This is a genomic window from Roseospira marina (assembly GCF_014197855.1).
In the GTDB taxonomy this organism is placed as follows: Bacteria; Pseudomonadota; Alphaproteobacteria; order Rhodospirillales; family Rhodospirillaceae; genus Rhodospira; species Rhodospira marina.
Genome location: NZ_JACIGJ010000008.1, coordinates 152,389 through 169,447, shown reverse-complemented (window position 1 = coordinate 169,447; position 17,059 = coordinate 152,389). Strand labels below are relative to the sequence as shown.

At 68.1% G+C, this 17,059-nt stretch carries 13 protein-coding genes; 5 read left to right on the top strand and 8 right to left on the bottom strand.

Annotation, left to right across the window (positions count from 1 at the left end):
• Positions 1-97 precede the first annotated feature (97 nt).
• Positions 98-4,702, top strand: a complete 4,605-nt coding sequence (locus GGD82_RS12480) for a 2-oxoacid:acceptor oxidoreductase family protein (RefSeq protein WP_150062428.1) — start codon at positions 98-100, stop codon at positions 4,700-4,702.
• A 387-nt stretch (positions 4,703-5,089) separates the two neighbouring features.
• Positions 5,090-7,165 carry a sensor domain-containing diguanylate cyclase gene (locus GGD82_RS12475; RefSeq protein WP_170284281.1) on the top strand — a complete coding sequence of 692 codons (2,076 nt, stop codon included), beginning with the start codon at positions 5,090-5,092 and terminating at the stop codon, positions 7,163-7,165.
• Positions 7,166-7,230: 65 nt separating this feature from the next.
• Here GGD82_RS12475 and GGD82_RS12470 read toward each other — a convergent pair whose 3' ends face one another.
• The 4 genes from GGD82_RS12470 to GGD82_RS12455 form a co-directional block, all read right to left on the bottom strand.
• Positions 7,231-8,262, bottom strand: a complete 1,032-nt coding sequence (locus GGD82_RS12470; RefSeq protein ID WP_150062430.1) for a lysophospholipid acyltransferase family protein — start codon at positions 8,260-8,262, stop codon at positions 7,231-7,233.
• A gap of 22 nt (positions 8,263-8,284) precedes the next feature.
• The gene (locus GGD82_RS12465; RefSeq protein WP_150062431.1) at positions 8,285-9,094 is read right to left on the bottom strand and encodes a GNAT family N-acetyltransferase; all 810 of its coding nucleotides are present in this window, start codon (positions 9,092-9,094) and stop codon (positions 8,285-8,287) included.
• Positions 9,095-9,225: 131 nt separating this feature from the next.
• On the bottom strand, positions 9,226-9,657 hold the full coding sequence (locus GGD82_RS12460; RefSeq protein WP_150062432.1) for a Fur family transcriptional regulator: 432 nt from the start codon (positions 9,655-9,657) through the stop codon (positions 9,226-9,228).
• Positions 9,658-9,953: 296 nt separating this feature from the next.
• Positions 9,954-10,370 carry a Ros/MucR family transcriptional regulator gene (locus GGD82_RS12455; protein WP_150062433.1) on the bottom strand — a complete coding sequence of 139 codons (417 nt, stop codon included), beginning with the start codon at positions 10,368-10,370 and terminating at the stop codon, positions 9,954-9,956.
• A gap of 214 nt (positions 10,371-10,584) precedes the next feature.
• Between GGD82_RS12455 and GGD82_RS12450 the strand changes: the two genes are divergently transcribed.
• Positions 10,585-10,839, top strand: coding sequence for a sulfurtransferase TusA family protein (locus tag GGD82_RS12450; protein ID WP_150062434.1), 255 nt, complete (start codon positions 10,585-10,587; stop codon positions 10,837-10,839).
• Between the two features lie 77 nt (positions 10,840-10,916).
• On the opposite strand, the gene GGD82_RS12445 is transcribed toward GGD82_RS12450, so the two are convergent.
• From GGD82_RS12445 to GGD82_RS12430, 4 genes are read right to left on the bottom strand one after another with little or no spacing between them, the layout of a single operon-like run.
• The gene (locus tag GGD82_RS12445; RefSeq protein WP_170284282.1) at positions 10,917-11,462 is read right to left on the bottom strand and encodes a GNAT family N-acetyltransferase; all 546 of its coding nucleotides are present in this window, start codon (positions 11,460-11,462) and stop codon (positions 10,917-10,919) included.
• Position 11,463: 1 nt separating this feature from the next.
• Positions 11,464-12,201 carry a tRNA (adenosine(37)-N6)-threonylcarbamoyltransferase complex dimerization subunit type 1 TsaB gene (gene tsaB / locus GGD82_RS12440; protein ID WP_211364768.1) on the bottom strand — a complete coding sequence of 246 codons (738 nt, stop codon included), beginning with the start codon at positions 12,199-12,201 and terminating at the stop codon, positions 11,464-11,466.
• Positions 12,198-12,767 (bottom strand): D-alanyl-D-alanine dipeptidase, encoded by a 570-nt coding sequence (gene ddpX / locus GGD82_RS12435; RefSeq protein ID WP_150062436.1) that lies wholly within the window; start codon positions 12,765-12,767, stop codon positions 12,198-12,200. Before ddpX ends, tsaB begins: the two co-directional genes overlap by 4 nt.
• Before the next feature lie 33 nt (positions 12,768-12,800).
• Complete coding sequence (locus GGD82_RS12430; RefSeq protein WP_150062437.1) at positions 12,801-13,406, bottom strand: hypothetical protein; 606 nt, start codon at positions 13,404-13,406, stop codon at positions 12,801-12,803.
• Between the two features lie 365 nt (positions 13,407-13,771).
• Here GGD82_RS12430 and dnaK point away from each other — a divergent pair, with 365 nt between their 5' ends.
• The gene (gene dnaK, locus GGD82_RS12425; protein ID WP_150062438.1) at positions 13,772-15,703 is read left to right on the top strand and encodes a molecular chaperone DnaK; all 1,932 of its coding nucleotides are present in this window, start codon (positions 13,772-13,774) and stop codon (positions 15,701-15,703) included.
• Between the two features lie 163 nt (positions 15,704-15,866).
• Positions 15,867-17,015: a molecular chaperone DnaJ gene (gene dnaJ / locus GGD82_RS12420; protein ID WP_150062439.1), complete on the top strand. Its 1,149-nt coding sequence runs from the start codon at positions 15,867-15,869 to the stop codon at positions 17,013-17,015.
• The last annotated feature ends 44 nt before the right edge of the window (positions 17,016-17,059 follow it).

Below are 17,059 nucleotides of genomic sequence, written 5' to 3'. Positions count from 1 at the left end.
CATTGCACCGCGGGATCGTCGCGTGAGTTCACACTTCCGGGGGTCGGACCCGGACTGCGGACCGACCGAACCCGAATGCCAAGTGGGATGAGCCACAATGAGCACCACGTATAGCGGGATTGCCACCGTCATCAACGGCAATGGCGCCGTGGCCCATGTAATGTCGCACGTGTGTGGCGGCGTCATCGGGTATCCCATCACGCCCTCGACGGAAATTTCCGAACTGTATGAGGAATTCCGGGCGAAGGGCGGCTGCAACGTCTGGGGGCACCATCCGTTCTTCTTCGAGCCGGAGGGTGAGCACTCGGCGCAGTCGGGCGCGCTCGGCGCGGCTTTGACGGGCGGCAAGTACATCTCCAACGCCTCGTCCAGCCAGGGCATCCTGTACGGCCTGGAATCCCACTACGTGACGGTCGGCAAGAAGGTCGGCGGTTTCGTGCTCCAGATCGCGGCGCGCGTGGTCTCGCGACACTCGTTGAACGTGATGGCGGGCCATGACGACGTCTATGCGCTGCTGCCGTCGGGCTACACGATCCTGTTCGGGTCGAACCCGCAGGAGGCCGCGGATCTGGCCGCCATCGCCTACAAGATCGCCGCCGACTCGCTGATTCCGGTCGCCAACGCGATGGACGGGTTCGCCACCAGCCACATGATGAGCGAGGCGGCGCTGCCCGAGCCGGCGTTGCTGCGCGATTATCTGGGTGATCCGGCCGGCCGTATGCCGTGCCCGACCGTCTCGCAGGAGATCCTGTTCGGCGCCAAGGGCCGCGTCTACCAGCTCATGGCGTGGTTGGAGCGGCACGCCGAGGCCCTGCCCGCCGAGGCGCGCGCGACCGTGGAGCGCATGCTGGCCGACAACGCGGAGGCCATCGAGACCGACCGCGAGGGCGCGCTGCTGCCCGCGACGCTGGAGCACCTGCCCGAGGCGTTGCACGGCCGCTGGAGTCGCCTGTGGCGGAACGCCTGGGAGAAGGGGACCCGCCAGCGCGTGCCCGCCCTGGTGGACGTGAACAACCCCGGCCTCACCGGCCCGGTGCAGAACCAGCCGGATTTCCAGGCCGGCGCGGTGGACCACTTCACCCACTTCGCCGCCGACGTGCCGCGTCTGGCCCGCGCCGCCATGGCCGAGTACAGCGCCCTGACCGGCCGGGACTACACGCCGATCAAGCCCTACCGCTGCGAGGACGCCGAGACCGTCATGATCGGTCTGGGCTCCGTGACCGAGGACGTCGAGGCGGTCGTGGACGGCCTGCGCGCCCAGGGCCGCAAGGTGGGCTCCATCTCCGTCAAGCTGCTGCAGCCGTTCCCGGAGGGCGACATCGCCGCCGCCCTGGCCGGCAAGCGCGCCGTCACGGTGCTGGAGCGCTCCGACGTCACCGCCTTGACCGGGCTGGTCACACGCGCCCTGTCCAAGGCGCGGGAGAACGCCAACGGTGCCCGTCACACGGACATTCCGCCGGTGGCCGCGCCGCCGCGCCTGACCACGGCCATCTTCGGCCTGGGCGGCCACGACCTGCAGCCGCGCCATTTGGTGGCCGCGTTCGACGCCATGGACACCCCGACGCGGTCGTCGCTGGTCTACCTCGGCAGCCAGTTCTTCTACACCAACCCGCCGCCGCGTCTGGCGGAGGCCCAGGCGCGCCTGAAGGCGGCCTATCCCGACACCGAGCTGATGGCCCTGAAGACCGGCCCCAACCCGCAGCTTCTGCCGGACGACGCCTTCCGCATCCGGTTCCACTCCGTGGGTGGTTACGGCACGGTGGCCACGGGCAAGCTGCTGACCGACATCCTGTCGGGCGTGCTGAACCTGTACTCCAAGTCCGCGCCCAAGTACGGCTCGGAGAAGAGCGGCGCGCCGACCAACTTCTACATCACCCTCAGCCCGGATCCGGTGAAGATCACCAACGCGGAGCTGGAGGACGTCGAGATCGTCCTGTCGCCGGACCACAAGGTGTTCTCGCACACCAACCCGCTGAAGGGGCTGGTCGAGGGCGGCACCTTCATCCTTCAGTCCAACCTGTCGCCGCTGGAGGTCTGGCGCAGCCTGCCCGCCGTGGCGCGCCGCGACATTCGCGAAAAGCGCCTGAAGGTCCATGTGGTCGACGCCTTCGCCGTGGCCCGCAAGCACGCGCCCTCGGCCGAGCTGGAAACCCGCATGATGGGCATCGCCTTCATCGGCGCCCTGTGTGGGCATGAGGCCCGCGTCCGCCATGGCGCGGACGAGGCGACGCTGCTGGAGCGCGTGCGCCAGCAGATCGTCAAGAAGTTCGGCTCCAAGGGTGAGGCCATCGTCGAAGGCAACATGGCCGTGATCCGCGATGGCGCTACCGCGACCGTGCCGCTGCCCTATGATTCGGCCGAGTTCCTGGACGCCGAGAACGCCAACGAGCCCGGCGACCTGCGCACCGTGGCCCTGTCGGCGCTGCCCTGCGGCCTCGACACCGGCCGGGCGCCCAGCGCGCTGTTCGATCCCGGCTACTTCGACGACATGATCGGCGCGGCGTTCCGCGACGGCACCATCGCCGAGGCCCCGGTCATGCCCGGCGCCGGCCTGTTCATGCCGCCCGGCAGCGGCGCCATGAAGGACAAGGGCCTATTCCGCCGTCAGGTGCCGATCTTCGACGCCGACAAGTGCACCGGTTGCCTCGAATGCACCCTGGTGTGCCCGGACGCGGCGCTGCCCTCCGCCGTCCACGACATCGAGCCGCTGATGGAGCGGGCGCTGGAAACCCTGGACCCGGCGGCGCCCGGCACCGTGGCCCTCGCCGGCCACATGGACGCGCTGTACGAGGGCATCCGCACCGTGTTCAAGGCCGCCGGCAACAAGCACAAGGCCCTACCGGACGCGTTCGCCGAGGCGGCCGAGACCGTCATCCCGGCCGACGCCGGGCTGTCGGACACGGTCGCCCAGGTGACGGCGGCGCTGGCCACCTACCCGGTCGCCAAGACGGCGATGTTCTATTCCCAGATCGAGCGCAAGGCGCCCGGCACGGGCGGCCTGTTCTCTGTCGCGCTCGATCCCTGGAAGTGCAGCGGCTGCCTGGAGTGCGTGACCGTCTGCGCCGCCAACGCGCTGGAGCAGCGGGAGCAGGACGAGGCCACGCTGGAGATGCTGCGGGACCGGTTCGAGGCCTGGAGCGCCCTGCCCAACACGCCGGAGCGCTTCACCGAGGCCGCCAGCGGCCCGCAGGCCAAGCGCATGATCCTGGATCGCGAGACCTATTACTCAACCACGGGCGGTCACGGCGCCTGCCGGGGCTGCGGTGAGGCCACGGCCATCCGTCAGGTGATCGCCGCCAGCCACTCCCTGCACCGCAAGGAGCGGGACGTCCACCGGGAGGAGCTTGAGGGCCTCGTGGACGGCCTGACGGCGAAGCTGGAGACCGTCACCGACGACGTCCGTCGGGCGCGCATCCAGGCGACCCTGGAAACGCTGGAGGCGACCCTGTTCCAGTTGGAGGGTGGCCCCACCGGCAACGGCCCGGCCAGCAACATGATCGCCAACGCCACCGGCTGTTCGAGTGTGTATTCCTCGACGTTCCCGTTCACCCAGTACCGGGATCCCTGGGTCAACAGCCTGTTCCAGGACACCCCGGCGGTCGCCAAGGGTCTGTTCGAGGGCGCGGCCGCCGACGCGACCGCCGCCAACAAGGCCCAGCGCATCGCCGTGCTGGAACTGGCGGACGCCTACGACCCGGCGGTGCACGACGCCGCGCTGCGGCATTTCGGGTGGGAGTCGTTCACCCCGACCGAGCGTAAGCGCCTGCCCACCGTGTTCAGCGTGGGCGGGGACGGCGCCACCTACGACATCGGGTTCGGTGCGCTGTCGCGCATCCTGGCGACGCGGACGCCGATCAAGATGGTGGTGCTCAACACCGGGGCGTACTCCAACACCGGCGGGCAGGCCTCCACGGCCAGCCTGACGGCGCAGGACTCCGATCTGGCCCGTGTCGGCGCGGCGCACGCCGGCAAGGAAGACGGCCGCAAGGAGCTGGCGCTGCTGGCCTTGTTCCACCCCCGGGTGATGGTCGTGCAGACCGCCATCGGTCTTCAGGCGCACTTCCTGAAGAACGTGCTGGCGGCCCTGACGCACACGTCCTCGCCGGCGCTGCTGGACATCTACACGCCGTGCCAGGGCGAGCAGGGGATCGGCGACGCGGTGGCCACGGAGCACGCCCGGCTCGCCGTGCGCAGCCGTGTCTGCCCGGTGTTCGTCCACGATCCCGAGGCTGGGGCGACCCTGGCCGAGCGGCTGAACCTGGACGGCAACCCCAGCGTCGAGGACGACTGGACCACGCACAAGCTGCATTACACCGATGCCGACGGCCAGACGCACACCCTGGAGGTGCCGCTGACGCCGGCCGACTTCGCTCGCGAGGAGGGCCGGTTCCGCCGTCAGGTGTCGCCGCGCCCGCTGGCCGAGGATGCGGCGGGCATGCCGGTCCACGAGTACATCGACCTGTCGCCCGAGGCGCGCGCGGCCGTGACGCCGTTCTCATGGGCGGTGCGGGCCGGCACGCTGGTGAGGCTGCCGGTGTCGGCGCCGATCGTGGCGCTGGTCGAGGAGCGTCGTCGGCACTGGCGTCTGCTGCGCTCCCTCTCCGGTCAGGACCTCGCCCGGTTGCAGGCAAGCCACCGTGCGGAGATCGAGGCCCTGCGGGCCGGCGCGGTCGCCGCGTCCGACAGCCTGGAGTCCGTGTAACCGCGTCGGTCGCGGGCGGTCTACGCCGCAGCGGCACCAGCATGGCCCCCGTCGGACATACCGTCCGGCGGGGGTTTTTGCGTTTGGGGGCGGCGCGGTTTGGGTGTCGCGCGGCGTGGGGGCTTCCCTGCGGATATTTTGCTCTTATACTAACATTGTTCCAAATTGCACCTATCCGGAACGCCAGCGCGGCGACGTCCAAAGGGCGTCTCCTTGTGTGTTGTCCCATCTCTCTGAGAAAAAAGAACCGCACAGGTGCATTGCGGCGATAATTAGTCCACCATAAAGCGCGCGTGCCGCGCACGGTTTCGAGTCCGGGAGTGGGGCGTTGGGACGGATATGGATCTGGCCGAGAGCGCGGTTTCCTTGACAGGACGGAGTGGTGGCGTGGTCGACCCAGGTGGCGTTCAAGATCAGCCGCAGACTGCCGATGCGGATCCCTCGTTCGCTGCCGTTGGCCCCGATGTCGGCGCCGGCGCCGACGCGCGGGGCGGCCCGTCGCGGCTGAACGGCACCGGCGCGGGGCTGGCCCAGGTGGGGTCCGATCTGACCGTGCACCAGTGCACGCCGGCGTTCGCGGCGGTCTGGAACAACACGGCCGACGCCCTCGTCGGCCTCCCTCTGTCGGACCTTCCCCTTCCCGAGGATGTGGTGGCGGCGGCGCGCCGTGTGCTCGAAAGCCGGACCAGCGCGCATCTGGAGGCGACGGTGAGCCCGCTGTGCCCAACCCATGGCGCCCGGGGCCGTCGCTTGGACGTCGCCCTGGAGCCGTGGGACATCGGCCCCACGCCGTCCGAGGCGGCCCCGCAGGGGCCCGGCGTTTTAATTCTTCTGTTCGAGACGGCGGTTGAATCCGACACCGGTCCGTCAGGAGACAAGCCGGACACGGACTATCGTTTGATTGCCGAGAACCAATCGGCCCTCGTCGTGAAGGTCGGCGCAGATCACCGCTTCCATTACGTCAACCCAGCCTATTGCCGCCTGTTCGGTCGGACCCGGGACGAGCTGATCGGCCGGACCTTTATGCCCATGGTGCACGAGGACGACCGCGACTCGACCTTGGCTGCCTTGGAAAGCCTGAATCGGCCGCCGCACATCGCTTATCTCGAACAGCGCGCCTGGACCGTGCGCGGGTGGCGTTGGCTGTCGTGGCAGAATACGGCGGTGGTGGACGACACCGGCCATGTCCTGTCGGTCATCGGCGTCGGACACGACATCACCGAGCGCCGCGTGGCCCGAGAGGAGCAGCAACGCAATCTTGCGAACCTGCGCGCGTTTTTCAATCTGTCCCAGGACCTTTTGGTGGTCCTGAACCCGCGTGGCCGCATTCTGGAGACGAACACCGCAGTGACCAGCCGGCTCGGGTGGTCGCGGGCGGACCTGGTGGGGCGGTCCGTGTTTCGCTTGTTGTCGCGCTGGCCTCGGGTGGTGCCGCGGCGGCGGATGCGCGCCATTCTCTCCGGCGCGGGCCACGGTGAGCAGTTCATGCTCGTCACCCGCGACGGGGAGACCGTGCTGGTCGAGAGCCGGATGGTTGAGGGCAGCTGGAACGGGGCTCCGGCGCTGTTCACCTCCAGTCGGGATCTGTCGGAGCTCGCCCTCATGCGCGAGAAGTTCGAACGGGTGTTCCTCGACAACGCCACCATGATGGTGATTTCGGAGCCGCGGTCCGGCCGCATCCTGGATGTGAACGGATCGTTTCTGCGCGCCCTGAATCTCGACCGCGAGGATGTTCTTGGGCGCACGTCGGTGGACCTGGGACTCTTCGCCTCGGACGAAGCCCGTTTGCAAATACTGGGTGATGCGATCACGGGGCGGCATAGCTCCCCGACGGAAGTGGGGGTCCGGTTGCCGGACGGCGGTCATGCCGTCGTGCAGTGGAGCACCGCCACGATCTCAAGCGGCGGCACCGACTACCTGCTCACCATGCTCACCGATGTGACCCAACAGCAGGAGTTGATGGCGCAACTGGAATACCGGGCCAATCACGATGGCCTGACGGGCGCCCTGACACGCCAGAAGGGGACGGCGGACCTGGAAAAAGAGACGCAGCGCGCCCAGCGTCAGAAGCATCCCACGACCATCGTTCTGTTGGACATCGACAACTTCAAGGCCATCAACGACCAGCTCGGTCATGTCACGGGCGACCGGATCCTGGTGGAGGTGGTCGCCCGTCTCTCGGAGCGCGTCCGCCAGACGGACAGTCTGGTGCGCTGGGGGGGCGAGGAGTTTCTGGTCATCCTGCCCGACACGGACGCGACCGGCGGCGGGCAACTGGCGGAGGCGCTGCGGGCGGCGGTGGAACGGGTCGCTGTGGCGGGGGGCGACCGGGTGACCATCAGCCTCGGCGTGGCCACATGGCGTCCCGGGGAAAGCCTGGAGGAGTGGGTGAACCGCGCCGACGCCGCGATGTACCAAGCCAAGCGGGCTGGCCGCAACCGGGTCGTGCTCGCGCCGGACTGACAGCCCGGACGGGCGCGTTGGACTGGCGCACCGGACTGGCGGCCCCGGGAGAAAAACCGTCCGGGTTAGGGGGCCGCTGGAGCGTCCGTTCGGGCCCCAGGAGCGGTATCGGGTGCGGTATCGGGTGCGGGGTCGGTGGCGTTTGGCGCGGCGTCCGGTTGGGCCGTGGCCCGTGACGCGCCGGAAGCGGTTCCGGAGGCCGTGCCGGGGGCGGGGACGGGCAACGCCGGGTGACCGGACAGCAACTCGCCCACGCCGCCCGAAATCAGGGCCTGACAGTGCCGCGCCAGCGCCTTGCGGGAACCCGCCGCTGCGACATCGACCGGATCGTGAAAGATGACCTCCGCGGTCGCGTTACCCAACCCCAGAACCGCGAACAGGTGGCCGGCGAGACTCATGTCGCCATACCACGCATAGTGCGCCCGGAGGCCATAGCCGATGGGCAGCCCGTCCACCTGGGTGTAGGCGAGCGAGACCGGCTGCACCAGCAGCGGTGGCCGGCCGCTCTCCCCCTCCGCTTGGGCGGGGGCTGCGGGCGGCGTGGGTTTCGGCGTGGACGTGGGCGTATCACCCCGGCGCTGCCGGGGGCGTGGGGGCTCAGCGACCGCCAGCAGGGCACTCTTGAACGGCAGGACGCGGTTGCCGTCGTTGCTGGTGCCCTCCGGAAACAGGATCAGGGGTTCGCCCTCGGCGAGGCGGCGCGCGATGTCGTCGCGGCCCTTGCCGGTGCTGGCCCGCTTTCGCTCCACGAACACGGTGCGGCCCAGCCGCGCGATCAGCCCGAAGCCGGGCCAGGTGCCGACCTCCGACTTGGCGACGAAGCCGGCGTCCAGCCGCGCGCCGAGAACGACGATGTCCAGATAGGACGTGTGATTCGACACAATGAGCAGCGGGCGCGCCTTGGTCGGCCGCCCCCGGGCGACCCGGATGCGCAGGCCGATAGCGGCGGCCGTGCCCCGCCAATACACCCGCGCCAGCCAGCGGCTGGGCAACCGCAGCCCCAGCAGCGTCGAATACGGCGGCACGACCACCAGTGTCCACAGAACGAACAGCAGCAGGCGCCAGACAGCGCGGACGGGGGAGGAAATGCCGGGCATGCGTGCGTTCAAAGGGACGCGCCTAGAGCGGGGCAAGCGTGGGAACGGACCGGGCCGTTCGGTCGTAGTGCCGGAAGTACTTCTCCGCGATGAAGTCCGTCTTGACGATCACGCAGACGTCGGTGGTGTTGAACTGCTGATCGATGTAGGCACCGTCGCCCACATAGCCGTTCAGCCGCAAATACCCCTTCACCAGCGGCGGCAGGCCCGCCAAGACCCGCCGGGCGTCATAGGCCTCGGGCGGCATCAGGTTCATGGTCTGGTAGAACTGGGGCAGCACCACCGGGCGCAGGGCCTCGGGGGCCAGATGGCAGTGGTGCAAGTAGCTCAGCGCGGCTGCGTGCTCCTCCACGTCGTTGCCGTGCAGGCTGGCGCAGCCGAACATCAGGCCGACGTCGTGCCGGAAGACGTAGGCGGCGATCCCCCGCCAGAGCTGCTGCATGGTGTGGCGGTTGCGATAGCGCACATCGACGCACGACCGCCCCAGTTCCATCACCTCGCACGGCTGGTTCACGATGGCGGAGATGTCGTACTCCGCCGACGTGTAGAACCGGCCGGCGCGCGCGGCATGCTCGCGGCGCATCAGGCGATAGGTTCCGACCACGCGCTCTGGTCCGTTGCCCAACGAGTGGTCGATCACCAGAAGGTGATCGGCGATCTCGTCGAAGGCGTCGAAATCGCGTTCGCAGGCCGCCGTTTCCAGCGACGGGTGCGCGCCCCGCTCGTTGTAGAAAATGCGGAACCGCAAGGCCTGCGCCGCGTGGACTTCGTCTTCCGTGTCCGCCAGAACGACGTCCAGATCGCCCGCGCGCAAATCTCCGAGAGAGCCCATTTCACTCCTTGCCCGATTCCATGCTCCGTGCCGCGCCGGATGGCACCGGCGACGCCGTCGACGCGGTCCTGGCCTTGACCGCCGTCCCGCGGGGCGCCGCCGCGCGATGCCCGTCCGGGCGTGTCGGCGCCTCAGCCGGTATCATCGCGGTTTCTGTCCTTGAGCGCAAGACCGTAGAGTTCGAGACGATGGCCTTTCAGCTCATATCCGAGCGTGCGGGCGATCTCCTCCTGAAGGCGCTCGATATCGGTGTTGCGAAATTCGATCACACGACCGGTTTCCATATCGATTAGGTGGTCGTGGTGGTCATCCGACACCTCCTCGTACCGTGCGCGACCGTCGCGGAAATCGTGGCGTTCGAGAATGCTGTTTTCCTCGAACAGCCGCACGGTGCGATAGACCGTCGCAATGCTGATGCGTGGATCAATCGCGGTGGCGCGGCGATAGACTTCCTCGACGTCGGGGTGGTCCTGGGCTTCGGACAGGACTCGGGCGATTACCCGTCGCTGTCCGGTCATTTTCATGCCCTTGTCGACGCATCGTTGCTCGATACGGGATATCATGTGCGGGCGCGGCTCAATGTCAGTGTCACACGGCTGCCCTATATTAAGGAGTGACGGCGAAAAAGAAAAGGCATGGCCAAAATTGGAGCCCCGCCGGAGGTCCGGCCGGGCGTGCCGCCGTCGAGGCGGTCGCGCCGGCAGGGGGGCTCGCCCCGCCGCCGGGCGCGGGAGTGGTGTGCCATGCGGAGCCTCAGCCCGCGACCAAGCAACCAGAGGGCCCGGGACGGGGCGGAGGCCGGCCCGGGCCGAACAGGGCGTTTGGATCGGTGCGGGAGGCTGGGAAGGGGGGCGCGGGGTCAGAGGTCGTCGTTTCGCCGTGCCCGGGTCCCGAGCCCGATCTTCTTGGCGAGGGCACTGCGATGCTGGGCGTAGTTCGGGGCCACCATCGGATAGTCCGTCGGCAGGCCCCACCGGTCGCGGTATTCCTCCGGCGTCATATCGTAGGCGGTCTTGAGATGACGCTTCAGCATCTTCAGTTTTTTGCCGTCCTCCAGACAGACGATGAAGTCCGGTTGCACGGATTTCTTGATGGGCACGGCCGGTTGCGGCCGTTCCGCTTCCGGTGTGGCCTGGCCGATGGTGGAGAGGCTGCGGTGTACGTCCTGGATCAGGGCCGTGAGATCCGTAACCGCCACCGAATTGTTTCCGACATGTGCTGACACAATTTGGGCGGTCAGCCGAAGGACTTCATGGTCTGTATCTGACGAGGACATAAAAAGAGCCTTTCCTCAAGTGTGTTGGGCCACCTCAGGTCTCACACTTCGTATTTTGGGAGAACCATGCAGCCGCACATTGTTCCTTCACGGCATTCGATGGAGCGTGGCGCAAAGCCATAAAACCAATTATAAGGCGCAAAAGCATAGTCGGCAAGAGTTCATACCGTGCAAGGGTCACGTTTTGCAGCGATCAACGAAGACTGGGGTCACCATGAGCCATCATGAAATCGATATCACCGAGGATATCTGCCCGTTTACCTTTGTCAAAACGAAGCTGCTTGTCGAGCGTATGCGGCCTGGGGAGACAGCTCAGGTTCGTCTTCGAGGCCTGGAGCCACTCAGAAACGTTCCTCGCTCCCTAAGAGAACACGGGCACGAGATCATTTCAATGGAAGCGGAGCGCGGGCAAGGACCCGACGGTGTTCATCGTCTCGTCTTGCGCAAGAAAGCGGATGCCCACCAATGATATGACGGGTTCACTGACCTCCCATGCAGCAAGCGCGCAGGCTGGCGTGCGGCCGAGGTAATGGCGCGCCGGACCTGTCATACAAGCGTACGCCCCATGGTTGCCGCGTCGAATGTCTCACCGGAAATGGTCGAGTAATAGCCGCTTCGGCGCCCCAAGACATTGTACCCCGCGTTTGTGTAAAACGCGACGGCGGCCCGGTTGTCGAGGGCGACCTCCAGAAAGATGCGCTCGACCCCGTGCCGCCGTAAAACGTCCTCGCCGTGCGCCAGCACGGTTCGCGCAATGCCGCGCCGCCGCCATCGATCGGGGCGCACGCCCAGGGTCAGGATGTCGGCGTCCAGGCCGCTGGTCTGCACGAGAAGCATGCCGACGGGATGATCGGTCGCGATGCCGTCTGAGACGGTCGCGCCGGGATCGGGGGGCGCCAGCGCGATCCATCCCATCGCGCCCGGCAGGGCCAGGACCTGCCCCATTTCGGTCGTGCGCCACGGCCGGTGCCACGGTTGCCCCGCGAAACAGGCCTCATGCAGGACCGCCAGTGCCGCCGCATGCGCGGGGGTCGCCGGAACGATCGTCAAGGGGGGGCGGACGGAGGGTGGGGCCTCGGGGTGCGGGGGCATGTCAGGCCTGCGCCCGTGCGTTCGGTGGCGGCAGTGTCGCGTCCGGTGCCCGGACATACAGGGGGCGCGGCGGCAGGGCCTGCTTCGGCGCGGCGGCGACCTGCGCGGCCAGCACGGCCGGATCGGGGGTGCGGCCCGCGTTCTCGGCCACGATCCACCCGGCGGGGAGCGGTTGGGGGAGCAGCGCCACGCCGTCGCCGGTCAGGCGGCCCGGCCCCGGGGGAAGATGGGCCGCGACGGCCTCGGGGGGCAGCGATACCGGACCCGACACCGGACCGTCCTGGCCCTGGTTGTCGTGCACCGAGAGAATGTGCAGGAACACCTCCGCGCGCCGGGCGTCCAGCACCACGGCGGTTGGCGTCTCGGGGGACCTCCCGGGGCGCGCCGGCGTGCTCTCGGCCATGCGCGCCAGCACGGCCGTGGTGGTCGCCCCCAACACGGGGCATCCGACGGCGAGGCCGAGGCCCCGCGCGAACGCTAGCCCGACCCGCAGGCCGGTGAAGCTGCCGGGGCCGACCGTGACGGCGACCGCCGCGATCGTCTCGAACGGCACCCCGGCGGCCCGCATCACGCGCTCGACCATGGGCGCCAGGGCCTCGGCGTGGCCGTGGACCAGCGGCGTGGACTCCTGGGCCAGCGTCGCCCCGTTCTGCCACAGGGCGACAGAGCAAGCACCCGCCGAGGTGTCCAGGGCGAGGATCGGGCCGTGCAGCGGCCGCGCCGGAGCCGTCGAAGTCACGAGCCGGTGCCCGGCATCATGCGGGTTCCGGCGGCGGCATCGGTCAGCACCGGATAGCGGCCCCTTGGTTTGAAGAGCTGATAGTGCCACCACTCATTGCGGTAGAAATCCCAGTCCGCCGCCGTCATCAGGCCAAGCAGCAGCGCCCGATTGCGTTGGGCGTCCACGGATAGATCGATGCAGCCGTGATGCGACTCCGGGACCGTGGCGTCGAATCCCGTGCCCATGTCGAGCGGCTCGCCCGACAGGCCGTCGACCAGCGTCAGGTCGATGGCCGCGCCCATCGAATGCGGCGAGCCGCGCCGGGGGTCGGCAAGGAACTCCGGATCGGGACAGGAGTCCCACAGAACCCATTGTGCTTCGGCGGGCCGGAAGGCGTCGAACACGCGCAGGCGCAGCCCCAGAGGGCGCGCCAACGCGACCGCCCGCCCCAGCAGCGCCGCAGCGTCCATGTGCAGGTAGCAGGCGGCGCGCGCGTAAATGGGACGGCCCGCGATGTTGTCGGCCGTGGCATAGCGAAGGTCCAGGTCGACGTCGTAGGCGTCCGGTGTGATTTCGATCAGCATGCGGTGCAAGACAGGGCGGGGGTGGGCGGAGACTCAGAAGTCCTGAAGGCCCCGGATGTCGATGGCCTCGAAATAGGCTTCCTTATCCTCCACCGGGGCCGACCCACTAATCTGCACCATGATCCGGTTGTTGACCAGCGCCTGAAGCTCGCCGTCTTGGGATACGACGACCTTTTGGCGGCCGATCCGCTTGACGGTGCCCATGGCGCCCATCGCGGACGGGTTTGTGAACATGCCGGCCATCGCCGTCACCATCGGATTGTCGGCCAGAAACTGGATGTCCACGGTGTCGCCGTCGCGTCGATAGGTCGCGTTGGCCGACAGGCCGCTGCCCATGAGGCCGGTGCCGAGGGCCTGGGTTTCGCCGTCCTCGCGGGTCCAGCCGGGCTGGGCGGCCGGCAGGAAGGAACTCAGCCCCTCCGCCTTCATCTGCGACAGGAGCTGGGCGGCGAAGTCCAGTTCCTCCTTGGCCACCGACGTGTCGCCGGCGCGGTAGGCGTCCAGGGCCGCGACCAGGGAGTCCTCGATCTCGTCGGCCTGGGCCGGCGTGGGGCCGACACCAAGCCCGGCCACGACCAGGGTTGCGCCGAGGAGGACGGGAATCGTCAGCCGCGGGAGGGGGGACGCACTACGCACCATGGTCTTCGATTCCTTTCTGACGGGGGGCTCTTTGATCGGCGTGTTTTCGCGGGGGGCTGTCGGGGCGCATCCGGCGGAACCGACGGTGCGGGGCCGAAGGGCGCCGCGGCCCGTGATCGTGCCGGCCCGCGGGCATCACAGAAACATTGGCCGGGCGCTCCTGCGGATCAAGGGTCGCGGATTGGTTCGCCCACGTGCAGTTTCTGTTGCGGGCTCCCGGCCCGGTTCTTATATAGCGGCCAACCTGCGGGGCTCGGGCCACCCCGATGCCTCCGCCACGAGCCAGAACCCAACGGAACACCCCCTCCGGGAAACGCCGCGGTGCCTGATGGGGCCGCCGCGCTTCGCCAGAATGGAGACAGAGCATGAGCAAGGTGATTGGTATCGACCTCGGCACGACGAATTCGTGCGTCGCGGTCATGGACGGCAAGGACGCCCGTGTGATCGAGAACGCCGAGGGTGCGCGGACGACCCCCTCGATGGTCGCGTTTTCGGAAGGCGATGAGCGCCTCGTCGGGCAGCCCGCCAAGCGTCAGGCCGTGACCAACCCCGAGAACACCCTGTTCGCCATCAAGCGCCTGATCGGGCGTCGCTACACCGATCCGACGGTCGACAAGGACAAGGACCTGGTCCCGTACAAGATCGTGAAGGGCGACAACGGCGATGCCTGGGTCGAAGCCCACGGTGAGAAGTACGCCCCCAGCCAGGTGTCCGCCTTCATCCTCGGCAAGATGAAGGAAACGGCCGAGTCCCACCTCGGCGAGCCGGTCACGCAGGCGGTCATCACCGTTCCGGCCTACTTCAACGACAGCCAGCGTCAGGCGACCAAGGACGCCGGCAAGATCGCCGGCCTTGAGGTGCTGCGCATCATCAACGAGCCGACGGCGGCCGCGCTCGCCTATGGCCTGGACAAGAAGCACACCGGTACGATCGCGGTCTACGACCTCGGCGGCGGCACCTTCGACGTGTCGGTGCTGGAGATCGGCGACGGCGTGTTCGAGGTGAAGTCCACCAACGGCGACACCTTCCTGGGTGGTGAGGACTTCGACGCCCGCGTCATCGAGTACCTCGCGGCCGAGTTCAAGAAGGAGCAGGGCATCGACCTGCGCCAGGATCGCCTCGCCCTGCAGCGCCTGAAGGAAGCCGCTGAGAAGGCCAAGATCGAGCTGTCCTCGTCGATGCAGACCGAGGTCAACCTGCCGTTCATCACCGCCGATCAGAGCGGCCCGAAGCACCTGAACATCAAGCTGACCCGCGCCAAGCTGGAAGCCCTGGTGGACGACCTGGTGCAGCGCACGGTCGAGCCGTGCAAGAAGGCCCTGGCCGACGCCGGCCTGAAGGCTAGCGAGATCGACGAGGTGATCCTGGTCGGCGGCATGACCCGCATGCCGAAGGTGCAGCAGGTCGTGAAGGACTTCTTTGGACGCGACCCGCACAAGGGCGTGAATCCGGATGAGGTGGTCGCCATCGGCGCCGCCATTCAGGGCGGCGTTCTGAAGGGCGACGTCAAGGACGTGCTGCTGCTCGACGTGACCCCGCTGTCGCTGGGCATCGAGACCCTGGGCGGTGTGTTCACCCGCCTGATCGACCGCAACACCACGATCCCGACCCGCAAGAGCCAGGTGTTCTCGACCGCCGAGGACAACCAGGGCGCCGTGACCATTCGCGTGTTCCAGGGCGAGCGCGAGATGGCCGCCGACAACAAGCTGCTCGGCCAGTTCGATCTGGTCGGTATCCCGCCGGCCCCGCGCGGCGTGCCGCAGATCGAGGTCACGTTCGACATCGACCCGAACGGCATCGTCAACGTGGGCGCCAAGGACAAGGCCACCGGTAAGGAGCAGACGATCCGCATCCAGGCGTCCGGCGGTCTGTCCGACGATGACATCGAACGCATGGTCAAAGAGGCCGAACAGAACGCGGAGGCCGACAAGCAGCGCCGCGAGCTGGTCGAGGCCCACAACCAGGCGGACGGTCTGGTCCACACCACTGAGAAGACCCTGGCCGAGCACGGCGACAGCCTGCCGGCCGAGGACAAGGCCAAGATCGAGTCCGACATCGCCGCCCTGCGCGCGGCCATGGAGGGCGAGGACGTGGCGGACATCAAGGCCAAGACCGAGGCCCTGACGCAGTCCTCGATGAAGCTCGGCGAGGCCATGTACAAGGCCCAGCAGGAAGCCGCCGCCGGCGCGACAGGTGCGGACGGCGGGGAGGCGGACGCCGGTTCCGCGTCTTCCGGCAAGGCCGATGACGGCGTCGTCGATGCCGACTTTGAAGAGGTGGACGACAAGAAGAAGTAGGCCCGGCCTGCTTTTCGCGATAGGGCCGTCATCTGGATTGCGCAGGCGTGCGTAACCGGGTGGCGGCCCGTTCGCTTGACACGGGACCCGTGCTCCGGGCGGCGTGCCGCCGCGCGGGGCCGCCCGAGGGACGAGAGGTACGCCGCCGAAGGGGCCAGCAGGAATGAGCAAGCGGGACTATTACGACGTGCTCGGCGTCGAGAAGTCGGCCAGTGCCGACGAGATGAAGAGAGCCTATCGCAAACTCGCGATGAAATATCATCCCGACCGCAATCCGGATGACAAAGACGCCGAGCAGAAGTTCAAGGAACTGAACGAGGCGTACGAAGTCCTCAAGGACGATCAAAAACGCGCGGCCTATGACCGGTTCGGGCATGCGGCGTTCGAGGGCGGCGGTCCCGGGGGCGGCGGCTTCCATGGGTTCGGCGGCGGCGGCGCCGGCGGTTTCGCCGACATCTTCGACGAAATGTTCGGGGAGTTCATGGGCGGCGGCCGGCGCGGCGGCGGCGGACGCTCCAACACGCGCGGCGCCGATCTCCGCTACAACATGGAGATCTCGCTGGAAGAGGCCTTCGCCGGCAAGAAAACGACGGTCCATGTCCCGACCTCGGTCACCTGCGACACCTGCTCCGGCAGCGGCGCCAAGGCCGGCACCCAGCCCAAGACCTGCACCACCTGCGGCGGCATGGGCCGCGTGCGGGCCCAGCAGGGCTTTTTCACCATCGAACGCACCTGCCCGGCCTGTAACGGTCAGGGCAAGGTGATCAGTGATCCCTGCCCCGATTGCGGCGGCGCGGGCCGGGTGCGGCGCGACAAGACCCTGGAGGTCACCATCCCGGCCGGCGTCGAGGACGGGACCCGCATCCGGCTGGCCGGCGAGGGCGAGGCCGGTCTGCGCGGCGGTCCGGCGGGCGACCTGTACATCTTCCTGTCGGTGGCGTCGCACCGTCTGTTCCAGCGCGACGGGGCCAACATCCAGTGCCGCGTGCCCATTCCGATGACCACGGCGGCGCTCGGCGGATCCATCGAGGTGCCGTCCATCGACGGCGGGCGGGCCAAGGTGACCATCCCCGCCGGTACGCAGACCGGCAACCAGTTCCGCCTGCGCGGCAAGGGCATGAGCGTGCTGCGCTCCACCGCGCGCGGCGACATGTTCATTCAGGCCGTGGTCGAGACCCCGATGAACCTGACCAAGCGGCAGAAGGAGCTGCTGGAGGAGTTCGCCAAGGAAAACGGCGACGACGCCACCAGCCCGGAAAGCCATGGCTTCTTCAAGAAGGTGAAGGAGTTCTTCGAGGACCTGACGGAGTAGGGACCATTGGCCGCGTGTCGGGGCCGATCAGGTTCCGGTGCTCA